15 protein-coding genes are annotated in these 15,548 nt (G+C 72.1%); 11 read left to right on the plus strand and 4 right to left on the minus strand.

What is annotated here, in order from left to right; translation table 11 throughout:
• Nucleotides 1-9: 9 nt before the first annotated feature.
• The 3 genes from SACTE_RS27615 to SACTE_RS27625 all read left to right on the plus strand — a co-directional run bounded on the left by SACTE_RS27615 (nucleotide 10) and on the right by SACTE_RS27625 (nucleotide 2,685).
• Nucleotides 10-654, plus strand: coding sequence for an amino acid ABC transporter permease (locus tag SACTE_RS27615; protein WP_014049302.1), 645 nt, complete (start codon nucleotides 10-12; stop codon nucleotides 652-654).
• A complete protein-coding gene (locus SACTE_RS27620) occupies nucleotides 651-1,538 on the plus strand; it encodes an amino acid ABC transporter permease (RefSeq protein WP_014049303.1) in 888 nt (295 codons plus the stop codon). The genes SACTE_RS27615 and SACTE_RS27620 overlap by 4 nt, the downstream gene beginning before the upstream one ends.
• A 274-nt stretch (nucleotides 1,539-1,812) precedes the next feature.
• Nucleotides 1,813-2,685, plus strand: coding sequence for an SDR family oxidoreductase (locus SACTE_RS27625; RefSeq protein ID WP_014049304.1), 873 nt, complete (start codon nucleotides 1,813-1,815; stop codon nucleotides 2,683-2,685).
• Between the two features lie 68 nt (nucleotides 2,686-2,753).
• Here SACTE_RS27625 and SACTE_RS27630 read toward each other — a convergent pair whose 3' ends face one another.
• The 4 genes from SACTE_RS27630 to SACTE_RS27645 all read right to left on the minus strand — a co-directional run bounded on the left by SACTE_RS27630 (nucleotide 2,754) and on the right by SACTE_RS27645 (nucleotide 6,911).
• Nucleotides 2,754-4,055 carry a methylmalonyl-CoA mutase family protein gene (locus SACTE_RS27630; protein WP_202435242.1) on the minus strand — a complete coding sequence of 434 codons (1,302 nt, stop codon included), beginning with the start codon at nucleotides 4,053-4,055 and terminating at the stop codon, nucleotides 2,754-2,756.
• 114 nt (nucleotides 4,056-4,169) lie between these two features.
• Nucleotides 4,170-4,361, minus strand: coding sequence for a ferredoxin (locus SACTE_RS27635; protein WP_014049306.1), 192 nt, complete (start codon nucleotides 4,359-4,361; stop codon nucleotides 4,170-4,172).
• Between the two features lie 26 nt (nucleotides 4,362-4,387).
• Nucleotides 4,388-5,623 carry a cytochrome P450 gene (locus SACTE_RS27640; protein ID WP_014049307.1) on the minus strand — a complete coding sequence of 412 codons (1,236 nt, stop codon included), beginning with the start codon at nucleotides 5,621-5,623 and terminating at the stop codon, nucleotides 4,388-4,390.
• 55 nt (nucleotides 5,624-5,678) lie between these two features.
• Nucleotides 5,679-6,911: a cytochrome P450 gene (locus tag SACTE_RS27645; RefSeq protein WP_014049308.1), complete on the minus strand. Its 1,233-nt coding sequence runs from the start codon at nucleotides 6,909-6,911 to the stop codon at nucleotides 5,679-5,681.
• A 355-nt stretch (nucleotides 6,912-7,266) separates the two neighbouring features.
• On the opposite strand from SACTE_RS27645, the gene SACTE_RS27650 reads away from it, so the two are divergent.
• From SACTE_RS27650 to SACTE_RS27685, 8 genes are read left to right on the plus strand one after another with little or no spacing between them, the layout of a single operon-like run.
• Nucleotides 7,267-8,184 (plus strand): proline iminopeptidase-family hydrolase, encoded by a 918-nt coding sequence (locus tag SACTE_RS27650; RefSeq protein ID WP_014049309.1) that lies wholly within the window; start codon nucleotides 7,267-7,269, stop codon nucleotides 8,182-8,184.
• Nucleotides 8,185-8,240: 56 nt separating this feature from the next.
• Nucleotides 8,241-9,176, plus strand: a complete 936-nt coding sequence (locus tag SACTE_RS27655; RefSeq protein ID WP_014049310.1) for an ACP S-malonyltransferase — start codon at nucleotides 8,241-8,243, stop codon at nucleotides 9,174-9,176.
• Between the two features lie 32 nt (nucleotides 9,177-9,208).
• Nucleotides 9,209-9,460, plus strand: a complete 252-nt coding sequence (locus SACTE_RS27660; RefSeq protein WP_014049311.1) for a phosphopantetheine-binding protein — start codon at nucleotides 9,209-9,211, stop codon at nucleotides 9,458-9,460.
• 25 nt (nucleotides 9,461-9,485) lie between these two features.
• Complete coding sequence (locus SACTE_RS27665; protein WP_014049312.1) at nucleotides 9,486-11,048, plus strand: AMP-binding protein; 1,563 nt, start codon at nucleotides 9,486-9,488, stop codon at nucleotides 11,046-11,048.
• A gap of 2 nt (nucleotides 11,049-11,050) precedes the next feature.
• On the plus strand, nucleotides 11,051-12,577 hold the full coding sequence (locus tag SACTE_RS27670; RefSeq protein WP_014049313.1) for an AMP-binding protein: 1,527 nt from the start codon (nucleotides 11,051-11,053) through the stop codon (nucleotides 12,575-12,577).
• Nucleotides 12,574-13,812 (plus strand): decarboxylase, encoded by a 1,239-nt coding sequence (locus tag SACTE_RS27675; RefSeq protein WP_014049314.1) that lies wholly within the window; start codon nucleotides 12,574-12,576, stop codon nucleotides 13,810-13,812. Before SACTE_RS27670 ends, SACTE_RS27675 begins: the two co-directional genes overlap by 4 nt.
• The gene (locus SACTE_RS27680) at nucleotides 13,812-14,261 is read left to right on the plus strand and encodes a cobalamin-dependent protein (RefSeq protein ID WP_014049315.1); all 450 of its coding nucleotides are present in this window, start codon (nucleotides 13,812-13,814) and stop codon (nucleotides 14,259-14,261) included. Before SACTE_RS27675 ends, SACTE_RS27680 begins: the two co-directional genes overlap by 1 nt.
• A complete protein-coding gene (locus tag SACTE_RS27685) occupies nucleotides 14,258-15,547 on the plus strand; it encodes a methylaspartate mutase (RefSeq protein WP_014049316.1) in 1,290 nt (429 codons plus the stop codon). Before SACTE_RS27680 ends, SACTE_RS27685 begins: the two co-directional genes overlap by 4 nt.
• Nucleotide 15,548: the final 1 nt, after the last annotated feature.

Raw genomic sequence — 15,548 nt, forward strand, 5'->3', positions numbered from 1 at the left:
GCCACCACCATGGACGTACTGACAGACAACTTCTCGCTCTACGGCAAGGGCTTCCTCGGCACCGTCGAACTCACCGTCTACGCCTCCCTCCTGGCGCTGGCGCTCGGCTTCGTCATGGCCTCCTTCCGGGTCGCACCCGTCAGCTCCCTCCGGGCGATCGGCACGGTCTGGGTGGCGGTGCTCCGCAACACCCCGCTGACCCTGCTGTTCTTCGCCGTGCTGCTGGGACTGCCGCGCTTCGGACTCGTGCTGCCCTTCCAGCTCTTCGCCGTCCTGGCGCTCGGCTGCTACACCTCCGCGTTCATCTGCGAGGCCCTGCGTTCCGGCATCAACACCGTGCCCACCGGGCAGGGCGAGGCCGCCCGCAGCCTCGGGATGTCGTTCAGCCAGACGCTGAGCAACGTCGTGCTGCCCCAGGCCTTCCGGTCGGTGATCCCGCCGGTCGGCTCGACGCTCATCGCGCTGGCCAAGAACTCCGCCATCGCCGGGGCCTTCAGCGTCACCGAACTGCTCGGCACCTACAAGACCCTCAACGAGCTGGGCTACAGCATCATCTGGTCCTTCGTCTGGATCGCCGTCGGCTACCTGATCATCACCCTCGCCATCAGTGCGCTCTTCAACCTCATGGAGAAGCGCTGGGGAGTCGCCCGATGACCCGTTCCACCGCGCACGCCACCGCGCTCTACGACATCCCGGGGCCCGCAACCCGCAAACGGCACCTCGCCTACGGGGTCGCCTCGGTGCTGGTGATCGCCGCACTGATCGCCTGGGTCCTCCACCTGCTCTTCGCCACCGATCAGTTCACCGGCCAGAAGTGGACGCCCTTCACCTACAAGGGCATCCAGGAACTGCTGCTGCGCGGCCTGGGCAACACCCTCAAGGCCTTCGCGTACGCGGCTGTGCTCTCCCTGGCGCTCGGCGCCGTACTCGCCGTCGGCCGGCTCTCCGTCCACCGGCCGGTGCGCTGGCTCTCCACCCTGCTGGTCGAGTTCTTCCGGGCCATGCCGGTGCTGGTGATGATCTTTTTCATCTTCGTCGCTCTGAAGGTGCAGCCGCTGCCCGCGCTGGTGGCCGGCCTGACCCTCTACAACGGCTCCGTGCTCGCCGAGGTGTTCCGCACCGGCATCAACTCGGTGGAGCGGGGGCAGCGGGAGGCCGCGTACGCGCTGGGCATGCGCAAGACCCAGGTCACCACCCACGTCCTGGCCCCGCAGGCGGTGCGAGCCATGCTGCCGACCATCATCAGCCAGCTGGTGGTGGCCCTGAAGGACACGTCCCTGGGCTACCTGATCACGTACGAGGAGTTCCTCCACGCGGGCAAGCTGATCGCGTCGAACCTCGACTACGACCTGCCGTTCATCCCGGTGGTCATGGTGATCTCGCCCATCTACATCGGCATGTGCATGTTGCTCTCCTGGTTCGCCACCTGGGTGGCCAGACGGCAGCGGCGCAACCCGAAGACCGAGGCGACGGGCGTCTCCACGGCGCGACAGGGGCCGGTGCTGCCGGGCGGTCGGGACCTGCGGAACACGACCTAGGACCACGGCCCGGCCCGCCCGGCGGCAGCCGGTGATCACCCTTCCCCCCGGACGGCGAGAGTACGTCACGGGAGGAGAGGAAGGTCAGCTGCACGCCGGCCGGGCCGCGCCCGACACAGGGTGGGACGGGCGGTGCCCGCGTCGTCAGGACGGCGGCGCGGGCACCGCCCACCCTTCCGCCATAGGGGTGCCTAGGGGCTGTCGCCGCGAGGGCCCGTTCATAGGCTGCCGGTCGACTCCCTTCAGCCGACGCCCGGAAAGCAGGCGGTACCTCATGACGTCGGTCCTCATCACCGGTTGCAGCAGCGGTATCGGACTGGAGACCGCGCTGGCGTTCGCCCGCAGGGGGGACCGGGTCCACGCCTGTGTGCGCGATCCCGAATCCGCCGGTGAACTGCTCCGCCGCGCCACGGCGGAGGGCCTCACCCTGGACGTGCCCCGGCTCGACGTCACCGACGACGCCTCGGTCGCCGCAGCCGTCGGCGGGGTACTGGAACGGCACGGCGCCATCGACGTACTGGTCAACAACGCGGGCATCGACCGCACCGGGCCCGTCGAGACCATGCCGCAGGACGAGGCGCGCGCCGTGCTGGAGACCAACCTCTGGGGGCCGCTGCGCACCGTGCGCGCGGTGCTGCCCGGCATGCGCGCCCGCGGCAGCGGCGTCATCGTCAACGTGTCCTCCCTCGCCGGCCGTACGTTCGCCGTGCCGCACGGCGGTTTCTACGCCGCCAGCAAGGCGGCCCTGGGTACGCTCAGCGAAGCCCTGTCCGCGGAGGTGGCACCCTTCGGGATCCGCGTGGTGTGCCTGGAGCCCGGCAGCTACGCCTCCCGCATCAACCGCGACGGCACCGCGGGCGCCGCCCCGTCGCAACCGTCCCCGGCCGACCCGTACGCCGCCGACCGGGCATGGATCGCGCGGTTCCTCGCCCGGGTCCAAGAGGGCGCCGGTGACTGCGGCGAGGTGGCCGAGGCGGTCCTGAGCGCCGTCGACGACCACGGGACACCGCTGCACACACCCGTCGGCAAGGACGCGGAGACGGCACTGCAGTATCTGGGCACCGCCTCCTACGAGCAGTGGCTGCCGCTCTTCCTCCAGCAGGCCCAGTCCCTCGTCGGTCCCCGGCCCGGAGCGGACGGGGCGTAGGACGGCACCCTCCGGGCCCGGGGCCTCGACCGCCTGATCTCCCGGCCCGGTCCGGCCCGGGGGAGCGGTCAGACGAGTGTGCCGGGGGTGCAGGTGCCCCAGATCTCGCGCAACGCGTCGCAGACCTCGCCCACGGTCGCGCCGGCGGACAGGGCGTCCTTCATCGGGTAGAGCACACTGTCGTCCCCGGCCGCGGCCTTCCGTACGCCGGCGAGGTGGCGGTCCACCCGGTCCTGGTCCCGCCAGGCGCGGAGTTTGGCGAGGCGTTCGCCCTGCCGGGCCTCGACGGAGGGCCCGGCGCGGAAGGACGCACGGGGTTCCGCCCCGCCGAGCGGGAGCTGGCCGGCGCCGACCCCTTCACCGGAGCCGGTCGTCCGGGCGACGCGGGGGACGGCGCCCTCGATCTCCCTCCTCTGGAAGCCGACCTCGATGGCGGCGGCGGCCCCGCCGAGCTCCTCGACCCTCCGCATCAGCGCGACCGTCGCCGCCTCGACGGCGTCGGTCATCGCCTCGACGGCGTAGGACCCGGCGGGGGAGCCGGTGTGCGGCGACGGCGTGGCGCCGAGTACCGCGTGCGGGCGCCGCACCACGACGGCTTCCGGCCGCCGCGCGGCCGGCCGTGTCCCGGCCGTCCGGGTACGGAAGCGCGGCATCAGGGACGCGGGGTTCCTCGCGCCGAACTCCTCGCGCATCACCTTCGCCCAGATCCGGCGCGCGGCCCGGGACGTGGCGACCTCCTCCAGGACCGTCGTACGGGCGCCGAGGCAGAAGGAGAGCCGGGGCGCGAAGGCGTCCACGTCGATGCCCGCGGCGACGGCGGTGCGGACGTACTCGATGCCGTCGGCGAGGGCGAAGGCGATCTCCTGCGCGGGCGAGGCACCGACCTGCGCCATGGTGTGGCCGCAGACCGAGAGCGTGTTCCACTGCGGGATCTCGGTCTCGCAGTAGGCGAAGGTGTCGGCGAGCAGCCGCAGTGAGGGCTTCGGCGGGAAGATGGGGGTGCCGCGGGCGATGTACTCCTTGAGCACGTCGTTCTGGACGGTGCCGGTCAGCCTGTCCGCCGCAACGCCCTGCTCCTCGCCGACGAGTTGGTAGAGCAGCAGCAGGAGGGAGGCGGGCGCGTCGACGGTCATCGAGGTGGCGACCTTGTCCAGCGGGATCCCGGCGAACAGGACGCGCATGTCGTCGATCGAGTCGATCGCGACCCCGGCCCTGCCGACCTCGCCCCTGGCGATCGGCGCGTCCGAGTCGTGGCCCATCCGGGTCGGCAGGTCGAACGCGACCGAGAGCCCCGCCGCGCCGTCGGACAACAGGTGCTTGCAACGGGCGTTGGCCTCGGTGGCGGCGCCGGAACCGGCGTACTGCCGCATCGTCCACGTCACCACGGGTTCACGTCCTCGGTCGTCGTCGTCGTGCGGGGGCGGGCGGTCCCGCCCCCGCGGCACCGCGAACCGCACGCCCCGCGGCGCCGGGGGACGGACGGATCAGCCGGTGACCTGGATGGTCCGTGACGGACACAGGTCCGCCGCCCGGTGGACGTCCTCCAGCAGCTCCGCGTCCGGCCTCTCCTGGAGGACGAGGACGAGACCGTCGTCGTCCTGGTCGAAGACGTCGGGGCTGAGCATCGCGCACTGGCCGGAGCCCACGCACCGGTCGCGGTCCGTGGTGACACGCATGGCAGGGATTCCGTTCGGCTCGGCCGTCACCAGGTGACGGGCAGTTCGTAGACGCCGTAGACCATGGCGTCGTCCTTGAAACGCAGTTCCTCGGCGGGCACCGCCAGCCGGAGGCCGGGCACGCGGCGCAGCAGGGTGCCGTACACGATCTCCAGCTCCGCGCGGGCCAGGTTCGCTCCCATGCACTGGTGGATCCCGTAGCCGAACGCGAGGTGGCTGCGAGCCTCCCGGCGGTGGAAGTCGAGGGTGCCGGGGTCGGGGAAGACCGTCTCGTCGTGGTCGGCGGCGTTGTTCAGGGCGAGGATGCCCTCACCGGCGCGGATGGTGACACCCCCCACCTCGATGTCCTCGACGGCGACGCGGGCGGTGCCCGAGTCGGAGATGGAGAAGACCCGCAGCAACTCCTCGATCGCGTTCGGCAGCAAGGCGGGGTCCGCCCGCAGCTCGGCCAGGTGGTCCGGGTGCTCCAGCAGCGCCAGTACGCCGAGGGCGATCATGTTGGCCGTCGTCTCGTGGCCGCCCACCAGCATCATCCGGGCCATGGTCACCACGTCGACGTGGTCGGCGACCTGCTCGGCGCGGTTCTTCTCCAGGAACCGGCTGATCAGGTCGTCGCCCGGCTCGCTCTCCTTGAGGGTGACCAGCTCGTCGAGGTACGTGTCCAGGGCCTGCACCGCTGCCCCGTACTCCTCGGGGCTGAGGTCGTGGTTCATCATGGCCGCCGACCACGTCTCGAACCGGGCGTGGTCCTCGTAGGGCACCCCGAGCAACTCGCAGATGGTGAGGGACGGTACCGGCAGGGCGAGGGCCGTGACCAGGTCCACCGGCCCCTCGGCGGCCAGCATGGCGTCGATGCGCTCGTCGACGATCTCCTGGATCCGGGGGCGCATCTCCTTCACCCGCCGCGCAGTGAACTCCGGTATCAGCATGCGGCGTTGTGCCGTGTGGTCCGGCGGGTCCATGGACAGCAGCATCAGCCGGACGTGGGCCAGCATCTCCTCGGAGATGTGGAACTGGTGCGGGTAGCCGGGACGCTTGAGGTTGGAGCTCGCCCGCGGGTCACCGAGCACCTGCTTGACGTCCTGGTGCCGGGTGACCAGCCAGGTGGGCTTGCCGTTCACCTTGAGCGAGGCACGGGACACGGGCTCCTTCGCGCGCAGCTCGGCGTACTCGTCCGGCTCGCCGAACGGGCAGCCGCGTCGCATCGGGAACTGCGGATACGGTGACGCCGTCTCGGACGACGGGTCGGCGGACTGGGTCATGGCTGCCTCTCGAACGGAAGGGTCAGGGAAGGGCGCGCGGCGGAGGTGTCCGGCGTCACCAGGTGACGGGCAGCTCGTACAGGCCCCAGACGATGGCGTCGTCCTTGAACCGCAGCTCCTCGGCCGGCGTGGCCAGGCGCAGCGTCGGGATCCGGCGCAGCAGCGTGGAGTAGACGACGTCGAGCTCCATGCGGGCCAGGTTCTGGCCGACGCACTGGTGGACGCCGTAGCCGAAGGCCACGTGGCTGCGGGCCTCGCGGCGCACGTCCAGCCGGTCCGCGTCGGGGAAGACGCTCTCGTCGTGGTTGGCGGCGTTGTTCAGCGGCAGGATGCCGTCACCGGCGCGGATGGTGACACCCCCCAGCTCGATGTCCTCCATGGCCACGCGCGCCGTACCGGCGTCCGAGATGGAGAACAGCCGCAGCAGCTCCTCCACCGCGCGCGGCATCAGCTCGGGCTCCTCGCGTACGGCGGCGAGCTGGTCCGGGTGCTCCAGCAGGGCCAGCACACCGAGGGCGATCATGTTCGCGGTGGTCTCGTGACCGGTGACCAGCATCAGCTTGGACATGCTGACGATGTCCGAGTGCTCCACCGCCGGGGTCTCCCGGTTGAACGCGATCAGCCGGCTGATCATGTCGTCGCCGGGCTCGCTCTCCTTCGCGGTGACCAGCCCGTCGACGTAACGGTCCAGCTCGTAGTGGGCGAGGCCCCGGTCCTCGTCGCTGACCTCGTGGTTCATGATGGCCCACGCCCACTGCTCGAACCGGGCGTGGTCGTCGTAGGGGACGCCGAGCAGTTCGCAGATCACCAGGGACGGCACCGGCAGCGCGAGGGCCGTGACGAGGTCCACCGGACCGTCGCAGCCCTTGGCGAGCATGTCGTCGATCTGCTGGTCCACGATCTGCTGCACCCGCTCGCGCAGCTCGCGCATCCGGCGCACGCTGAACTCCGGTGCCAGCATGCGGCGTTGCACCGTGTGGTCCGGCGGGTCCATGGACAGGAAGGTGAGCGGCACCGACTGGAGCGTCTCCTGGGGCACCGGCACCTGGAGCGGATAGCCCGGCAGCTTCAGGTTCGCGCTCACCCGCGAGTCGCCGAGCACCTTCTTGTACAGGTCGTGGCGGGTGACCAGCCAGGTCGGCTTGCCGTCGACCTTGAGCCGCGCCCGGGAGACCGGCTCCGTCTCGCGCAGCCCGGTGTAGGCGGCGGGCGGACTGAAGGGGCAGGCCCGCGGCATCGGGAACTCAGGGAGTGCGTCCTCGTTGGCCGCTTCGGCAGGTGCAGTCATGATGTCCTCTTCGCGCGGGAGGGATCGGGGTGCGCCGGCACCCGGGGAAGGGGTCCGGGCTCGGCGCCGGCGCGGTGCGGCCGGCCGTTTCCCGCACGCTAGGGAGCGTGGCCCCGGGCGGCCCACCCCTACGCGCCCCTAGTGCTCCGGGCCCCGGCGGGGGGCGGCCGTGGCGCCCGTCACTCCCCGTACCACTAGGGGCGGTTAGGGGTCCGTCGAACGTCCGGACGACGGTTAGCGTCGGCTGCGGACCAGGACGGAAGCTCGGATCCTCCCGCCCCGCACGCTCCGCGGTCCCCGCCGGCCCCCTGACCGGACGGCCGCCGCACTCCGCAGCCGAGTAGAGGTGATCAGCGTGTCCGTGAAACCCCGTCCGCAGGGTCTCGTGCCCAGCGTCAAGGGCACCGTCCCCTTCGGGGAGTACCGGACCTGGTACCGGGTGACCGGCGAACTCGGGGCCGGGCGCCCCGCCGTAGTCGTCGTGCACGGAGGACCCGGCAGCACGCACGACTACCTGCTGCCGCTGGCCCGCCTCGCCGACGACGGCTGGCCGGTCGTCCACTACGACCAGCTGGGCAACGGCGGCTCCACCCATCTTCCCGATGCGGCGACGGACTTCTGGACCGTCGACCTGTTCCTCGACGAACTCGCCAACCTCGTACGGGAACTGGGCGTCGCCGACGACTACGTCCTGTTCGGGCAGTCGTGGGGCGGACCGCTGAGCGCCCGCCACGCCATGGGCCGCCCGCCCGGTCTGCGCGGCCTGGTCGTCGCCAACGCGCCCGCCTCGTACCCCGTCTGGCTCCAGGAGATGGCCCGGCTGCGGGCCGCCCTGCCGTCCGACGTGCAGGAGGCCCTGGTGCGGCACGAGAGGGACGGCACCTACGACACGGAGGAGTACCTGGCCGCGATGCGGGTCTTCTACGACCGCCACGTGTGCCGCCTCACCCCGTGGCCCCGGGACTTCCTCTCCTCCTTCATGGAGATCTACAACGACCCGACGGTCTACTACGCCATGAACGGGCCCACCGAGTTCCATGTGATCGGTTCCCTGAAGGACTGGTCGATCGTCGACGAACTGGACACCATCCGCACACCCACCCTGCTCCTGAGCGGCCGCCACGACGAGGCCACCCCGGCCGTCGTCCAGCCCTACGCGGACCGGGTCCCCGGGGCCCGCTGGGAGATCTTCGAGGAGTCCAGCCACCTGCCGCACCTGGAGGAACCCGACCGGTTCTTCGAGGTGCTCACCGACTTCCTCGCCGGCCTGTGACCCACCGCGCCGCGCGGCCGCCGCGGACCACCGTGAAAGGGGGCGGAGACACCGCCATGGCGTACCACACCGCTCTCGTCTTCCCCGGGATGGGACCCGTCCCGTTCGCCGAGGTGGGCCGCTTCATGGTCGCCTGCCCCCAGGCCCGTGAGCTGGTCGCCGTCGCCGACGACACCCTCGGCTACTCGCTGGTGGACGCCTACCGCCGCGCCGAGGGCGACTACTCGGAGGCCGCTCAGGTCGCGTTCTTCGTGAACTGCCTGGCCAGCGCCCACTGGGCCCGCGAGCACCTGGACATCGCCCCCGAGATCGTCGCCGGCCCCAGCTTCGGGGAGAAGGCGGCCCTCGCCTACACCGGCGCCCTCGACCTGCCCGACGCCATCCGGCTCACCGCCGAGATCGCCCGGTGCCTGGAGGCCTACTTCGCCGACCACCACCGCGACATCGTCACCCTGTCCTTCGTCCGCGCCCCGCGCGAGGAACTGGACGCGATCCTCGCCGAACTCGACGAGGCGGGGGAGTGGCACGAGATCTCCTGCCACATCGACGACGGCTTCTGGATGGTCTCCCTGGCCGAACAACGGGTGGAGTGGATGCGGGAACGGCTGCGCGCCATCGGCAGCCTGCCCCTGTACACCATGCGTCCCCCCATGCACGCGTCGGCGTTCGCGCCCCTGCGCGCCAAGGCGGAACGCGAGGTGGTCTCCCGCTACACCTTCGCCGATCCCGCACTGCCGGTCGTCGCCGATCAGGACGGCAGGCTGCTGCACACGGGCGAGGAGCTGCGCACCATGCTGCTCGACTCCTTCGACCACCCCATGAGCTGGCCGAGCGTCACCACCGCGCTGCGGGAGTCCGGAGTCCGGCGCCTGTGCGTCGCCGGCCCCGACAGCCTCTTCGGCCGGGTACCCGGCACCGTCCGCACCTTCGACGTCGTCGCCGCGCAGCCACGCCTGGCGATGACCCCCCGGCGCCTCACGCGCGCCGCCTGACCCCCCATCCGCTCATCCGCAGGAGGCTTTCCATGTGGGACGACCAGTTCGAAGAGATACTCCGCCCCTTCCTGCCGTTCCTGCCCCCGCAGGAGCCGCTCACCGCCGACCACGAGCTCAAGGACCTCGGCCTGGACTCGCTGGGGACCGTCCAGCTGCTCGGCCTGCTGGAGGAGGCGTACCAGGTGCGCTTCCGCGACAGCGCGCTGACCATGGACACCTTCCGCAGCGCGGGCGTGCTGTGGGAGACCGTCGAGGGCATGCTCCAGCGCGCCACGAGCTGACGGGACGGACCCCTTGGACGCCACCATGGACCAAGCCCTGTCCGGACGCTTCCTGCGCGGGCTGGCCCTGGCGCCCGACCGGCCCGCGCTGCGGGCCGAGGGCGCCTCTCTCACCTACCGCGAGCTGCACGAGCGGGCCCTGGTGCTCGCCGGCTCCCTGCTGGCCGGGTTCCCCGGCCGGCCGGCCGCCGTGGGTGTGCTGGCCGGCAAGGGCCCCTCCGCGTACACGAGTCTGCTGGCGGGCCTCTACAGCGGGGTCACCGTCGTCCCCCTGCAGCCGGCCTTTCCCGCCGCCCGCACCCGGCAGATGATCGAGGCCGCCGGTGTGGAGGCGCTGCTCGCCGACGACGACGCGCTGCCCGCGCTGACCGCGCTGCACGAGGACGGCGTCACCCTGCCGACCCTGTTCGCCCCCGGTGGCCGGCCGATGCCGGAACTCGGCGTCGACCCCGACAGCGCGCTGAAGGCACCGATGCCGGCCAGGCCGTCCGACATCGCCTACGTCCTGTTCACCTCGGGCTCCACCGGACGGCCCAAGGGCGTGCCGGTCACCCACGCCAACACCGCGCACTACTTCTCGCTGCTCGACGCGCGGTACGACTTCGGGCCCGAGGACGTCTTCTCGCAGACCTTCGACCTCAACTTCGACTGCGCGATGTTCGACCTGTTCTGCGCCTGGGGCGCCGGCGCCACCGTCGTACCGGTCCCCGCGCGGGCCTACGCCCGGCTGCCGGAGTTCGTGGCCGAGCAGGGCATCACCGTGTGGTTCTCCACCCCCAGCGCGATCACCCTGGTGCGGCGCACCGGCGGTCTCGCACCCGGTGCGCTCTCCCCGCTGCGCCGGAGCCTCTTCGCGGGGGAGGCGCTCACCTGCCGGGACGCCGACGACTGGGCGGCCGCGGCCCCCGGCACGGTGCTGGAGAACCTGTACGGACCCACCGAACTGACCGTCACCGTCACCGCGCACCGATGGCGGCCCGGCGGCCGGCACCTGCACGACCATGTGCCGATCGGGGCCGTCCACGAGGGCCACACGGTGCTGCTGCTGGACGCCGACGACGCGCCGAGCACCACCGGCGAGGGCGAACTGTGCGTCGCCGGACCGCAGCTGACCCCCGGCTACCTCGACCCGGCCGACGACACCGGACGCTTCCTGGAGCGCGACGGCCTGCGCTACTACCGCACCGGCGACCGGGTCCGCCGCACCGACGGCGACGGCCTGCTGTACCTGGGCCGCCAGGACGCCCAGGTCCAGGTGCACGGCATCCGGACGGAACTGGCCGAGGTCGACGCCGCGGTACGCGCCTGCCCGGGCGTCGAGGACGCGGCGACCGTCGCCGTCCCCGTGGACGGCACGGTCGAACTCGCCGTCTTCCACACCGGCGACCCGGTGCCGCCGGCCCGGCTCGCCCGCCACCTGAGGGGACTGCTGCCGGCCGCGGTCGTCCCCCGGGCCTACCACCACCTGAACGCGCTCCCGCTCAACCCCAACCGCAAGACCGACCGCAGGCAGCTCGTCTCCCGCGCCACGGCCCTGCGGCAGCAGACCGCCGGTGCCGGGAGCAGGACCGAAGGACGGCAGGAGTAGCAGTGAACGGTCAACCGACAGCACAGGCCCGCACCGATGCCCGGGTGCACGACCTGCTCGACGAGGCCACCGCCGAGTACCCCGACGCGGCGGCGGTCGCCGACGCCACCGGGCGATGGACCTACCGGGAACTCACCGCCTGGAGCCACGCCGTCGACGCCTGGCTCCAGGCCCAGGGCATCGGCCACGGCGACCGGGTCCTGGTGCAGCTGGCCAGCACCCGGGAGCTCGTCGCGCTGCTGTACGGCACCGCCCGCCGCGGCGCCGTCCTCGTCCCCGTCAACACCGGCATGAGGGACTACCACCTGCGGGCCGTCGCCGAGAACTCCGAGCCGTCGCTCGTGATCGTCGCCGACCCCGCCGTGGCCCGGGTCTCCGCGCTCGCCGGGCCGGTCACCGTCCTCGGCCTGGACGAGGTCTGGCGGGCCGTCACCGACCTGCGGGACAAGGAGGCCCGGGGCGACGGCGCTCCGGTCCGAAGCGACGACCTCGCCGTCCTCGTCTACACCTCCGGCTCCACCGCGGCCCCCAAGGCCGTCGTCTGCCCGCACGGCCGGATGGTCTTCGCCACCGAGGCCATCAACCTCGAACTCGGCTACCGCCCGGACGACGTCGTCTTCTGCCGCTTCCCCATCTCCTGGGACTACGGCCTCTACAAGGTGCTGCTCACCGCGGCCGGCCGCAGTGAACTGGTGCTCGCCGACGGGGAGTCCGACCTGGTGCTGCTGCGCCGCATCCGGGAGACCGGGGCCACCGTCGTCCCCATCGTGCCGTCCCTGGCCACCATGATCTGCGCGCTGGCCGAACGCGAACCGCGGCAGGACTCCACCGTCCGCATGTTCACCAACACCGGGGCCGCGCTGCCGAAGCCCACCGCCGACGGGCTCCGCACGGCCTTCCCCGGATCCGAGGTGGTCATCCAGTTCGGCCAGACCGAGTGCAAGCGCGTCTCCGTCCTGCCGCCGGACCAGCAGGACGTCCGGCCCGAGTCGGTCGGCCGCCCGCTGCCCGGCACCCGCGCCTTCGCCGTCGACGACGACGGCAACGCGCTGCCGCCCTGGCGGACCGGGGAGATCGTCGTCGAGGGCCCCCACGTCATGCCCGGCTACTGGCGCGCGCCGGAGCAGACCGCACGCGCCTTCCGGCCCGCACCCGGCGGTGGACTGCGGCTGCACACCGGTGACTACGGGCACGTCGACGAGGACGGCTACCTGTACTACGAGGGCCGCCGGGACGACATGTTCAAGCACAAGGGCGTCCGGATGAGCACCACCGAGATCGAGGCCGCCGCCGTGGACGTGCCCGGTGTCCGCGCCGCCGCCGTGCTGCCGCCCGCCCCCGGCCGCGACCTCGCGGTGTTCGCCGAGGGCGGCATCGATCCGCACGTGCTCCTGAGGGAGCTGTCCCTGCGGCTGGAGCCCGCCAAGGTGCCCGGCGTCAGCCGCGTCGTCGACGAACTGCCGCTGACCGCGCACGGCAAGCACGACCGCAAGCAGCTCGTCCGCCTTCTGGAAGGAACCACGCCGTGACCGGTACCACCGACCTCGCCCGGCGCTTCGGCACACCCTCCTACGTCTACGACCTGGACCGGGTCGCGGCCGCGCGGGACGAACTGTTCGCCGCGCTGCCCGACGAGGTCGCCGTGTACTACGCGGCCAAGGCCAACCCGCACCCCGAGATCCTGCGCGAGATGCGCACCGGCGGCCCCCGCGTCTGCCGCGCGGAGATCAGCTCCGTCGGGGAACTCGACGCCGTCCTGCGGGCCGGCTACGAAGGCACCGAGATCCTCTACACCGGCCCCGGCAAGACCACCGAGGAGCTGGCCGAGGCCATGGCCCGGGGCGTGCGCACCTTCTCCGTGGAGTCGCCCGGCGACCTGCGGCACGTGGGTGAGACGGCCGTGCGGCTCGGCATCACCGCCGACTGCCTCATCCGGGTCAACAACGCCACCGGGGCCGCGGCCACCAGCATCCGCATGACCGGGGTGCCCTCGCAGTTCGGCTTCGACGGCGAGACCCTGCCCGGCCTCGCCGCCGAACTGCGCGACGTCCCCGGCACCACCCTGGCCGGACTGCACTTCTTCCCGCTGAGCAACGCCAAGGACGAGGCGAGCCTCATCGCCGAGTTCCGGCACACCATCGCCACCGCCTCCGCACTCCAGCGGGAACTGGGCGTCGACTTCCGCATCGTCGACCTCGGCGGCGGCTTCGCGGCACCGTACGCGGTACAGGGAGACCGGCCCGTCTACGGCGAACTCCGCGATGCCCTGGCCACATCGCTCGACGAGCACTTCCCCGGCTGGCGCGAGGGCGCCCCGCGCATCGCCTGCGAGTCGGGGCGGTACCTGGTCGCCGACAGCGGCACCCTGCTCACCAGCGTCGTCAACGTCAAGGACAGCCGCGGCACCCGCTACGTCGTCCTCGACGCCGGCATCAACACCTTCGGCGGCATGTCCGGTCTCGGCCGCATCCTGCCCGTCTCCGTCGAACCGCACGAGTCCGTCGGCACCGACGGCGTCCCGGCCCACCTCGCCGGTCCGCTGTGCACCCCCGGCGACCTGCTCGGACGGCAGGTCCCGCTCTCGGACCCGGCCCCCGGCGACCTGCTGACCGTCCCCAACGCCGGGTCCTACGGACCCACCGCCAGTCTGCTGATGTTCCTCGGCAGGCCCGCCCCGGCGGAGATCGTCGTCCGCGGCGACGACCTCGTCTCCGTCTCCCGCATCGAGCACACCCGAACCTACGAACACGGACAGGCCCTGTGATGAGCAATCCCCTCACCCCCACCCCCGGCGACCGGCCCGTGCTCGTGGCGGGAGGCATCTCGGACTCGCACACCTGGAACCTGGTCTACCTCCAGCTCCTCATCGAGGAGCACGGCCACCGGGTCGTCAACCTGGGCCCCTGCGTCCCCGAGGACCTGCTGATCGGCGAGGCCCTGGCGCACGACCCCGCACTGGTCGTGGTCAGCAGCGTCAACGGACACGGCTACCACGACGGCATGCGCACCGTCACCCGGCTGCGCGAGACCCCCGGCCTCGGCGGTGTGCCCGTCGTCATCGGAGGCAAGCTCGGCATCGCCGGCCCCTGCGGCGACGAGGAGGCGGCCGCACTGCGCGCCGCCGGCTACGACGCGGTGTTCGGGGACACCGCCGACGGCATCGCGGCCTTCCGCCGGATGCTCGAAGCCCTGCCCCAGCGGGCCCTGGTGTGACCGGTGCCGGATTCGGCGCGTTCGTGCGCCGGGCCCACGACGCCGGGCGGCTGGTCGTGCAGCCCCGGATGGGCATGAGCAACCCGGAGCGCATGCGCGCCGGGCTGCTCGCCACCCGGGACGCCGACGCGACGACCGTCGGCACCCTCACCCTGGACAGCTACACCCGGGTCGGTGACCTGGAGTCGGCGCAACTCGCCGTCCTCGAAGGGGTCGACCTCAACGGCTACCCGCTGGTGAGCCACGAGACGGCCACCACCCGCCGGGTCCTGGACCGCGTCCACGGCCCGCACTTCCCGGTCCAGGTGCGGCACGGCTCGGCGGCGCCCCAGCACATCTTCCGGGCGCTGACGGCCGTGGGACTCGACGCCTCGGAGGGCGGGCCCGTCTCCTACTGCCTCCCCTACGGCAGGGTCCCCCTGCGCGAGTCCGTCGCCCACTGGACGGAATCCTGCGAACTGCTCGCCACGCTCCGCGAGACCGGTGCCGAACCGCACCTGGAGACCTTCGGGGGGTGTGTGCTCGGCCAGCTCTGCCCACCCGGTCTGCTCGTCGCGGTCAGCGTGCTGGAGGCGCTGTTCTTCCGCCGGCACGGAATCCGGAGCATTTCGGTGAGTTACGCCCAGCAGACGAATGGGCGTCAGGACTCCGAGGCGATCGCCGCGTTACGCAGCCTGTGCACGCGGTTCCTTTCGGACACCGAATGGCATGTGGTCGTCTACGCCTACATGGGATTGTTCCCGGAAACCGAGCACGGCGCCCGCCGACTGCTCGCGCAGGCCGCCGAACTGGCCGTCGGGAGCGGTTCCGAGCGCCTCATCGTGAAAACCGTCGCCGAATCCCGGCGCATCCCCTCCGTGGCGGAGAACGTGGCCGCGCTGGAATACGCGGCCGCGGTCGCCGCGCGCACCGGCCCCGACCCCCTGGAGGGCACCGCGACGGAGACGTACGCCGAGGCGTACGCGCTGGTCGACGCGGTGCTGAACCTGGACGACGACCTCGGGACCGCACTGCTGAGGGCGTTCGCCGAGGGCCGGCTGGACGTGCCCTACTGCCTGCATCCGGACAACGCGGGACTGAGCCGGAGTTACATCGCCGAGGACGGCAGGCTGCGCTGGTCGGACGTGGGGAGGATGCCGCTGTCCGGCGTCACCGCCGCGCGCCCCGCCCACACCGTCACCTCGTCGGAACTGCTCGATTCCCTCTCCTACGTCCGGCGTTCGTACGACTTCGACACCCCCAGGGAAGAGGGGAATTCGCCCGGCCCGGCCCCTAGGGGTGCCTAAG

Source organism: Streptomyces sp. SirexAA-E, assembly GCF_000177195.2.
Classification (GTDB): Bacteria; Actinomycetota; Actinomycetes; order Streptomycetales; family Streptomycetaceae; genus Streptomyces; species Streptomyces flavovirens.

What these genes read in the sequence shown, in the direction of transcription:
- SACTE_RS27680 (WP_014049315.1), top strand. Translation starts at nt 13,812, where the DNA reads ATGAGCAATCCCCTCACCCCCACCCCCGGCGACCGGCCCGTGCTCGTG.
- SACTE_RS27625 (WP_014049304.1), top strand. Translation starts at nt 1,813, where the DNA reads ATGACGTCGGTCCTCATCACCGGTTGCAGCAGCGGTATCGGACTGGAG.
- SACTE_RS27640 (WP_014049307.1), bottom strand. Translation starts at nt 5,623, where the DNA reads ATGACCCAGTCCGCCGACCCGTCGTCCGAGACGGCGTCACCGTATCCG.
- SACTE_RS27645 (WP_014049308.1), bottom strand. Translation starts at nt 6,911, where the DNA reads ATGACTGCACCTGCCGAAGCGGCCAACGAGGACGCACTCCCTGAGTTC.
- SACTE_RS27660 (WP_014049311.1), top strand. Translation starts at nt 9,209, where the DNA reads ATGTGGGACGACCAGTTCGAAGAGATACTCCGCCCCTTCCTGCCGTTC.
- SACTE_RS27630 (WP_202435242.1), bottom strand. Translation starts at nt 4,055, where the DNA reads ATGCGGCAGTACGCCGGTTCCGGCGCCGCCACCGAGGCCAACGCCCGT.
- SACTE_RS27655 (WP_014049310.1), top strand. Translation starts at nt 8,241, where the DNA reads ATGGCGTACCACACCGCTCTCGTCTTCCCCGGGATGGGACCCGTCCCG.
- SACTE_RS27665 (WP_014049312.1), top strand. Translation starts at nt 9,486, where the DNA reads ATGGACCAAGCCCTGTCCGGACGCTTCCTGCGCGGGCTGGCCCTGGCG.
- SACTE_RS27615 (WP_014049302.1), top strand. Translation starts at nt 10, where the DNA reads ATGGACGTACTGACAGACAACTTCTCGCTCTACGGCAAGGGCTTCCTC.
- SACTE_RS27635 (WP_014049306.1), bottom strand. Translation starts at nt 4,361, where the DNA reads ATGCGTGTCACCACGGACCGCGACCGGTGCGTGGGCTCCGGCCAGTGC.
- SACTE_RS27620 (WP_014049303.1), top strand. Translation starts at nt 651, where the DNA reads ATGACCCGTTCCACCGCGCACGCCACCGCGCTCTACGACATCCCGGGG.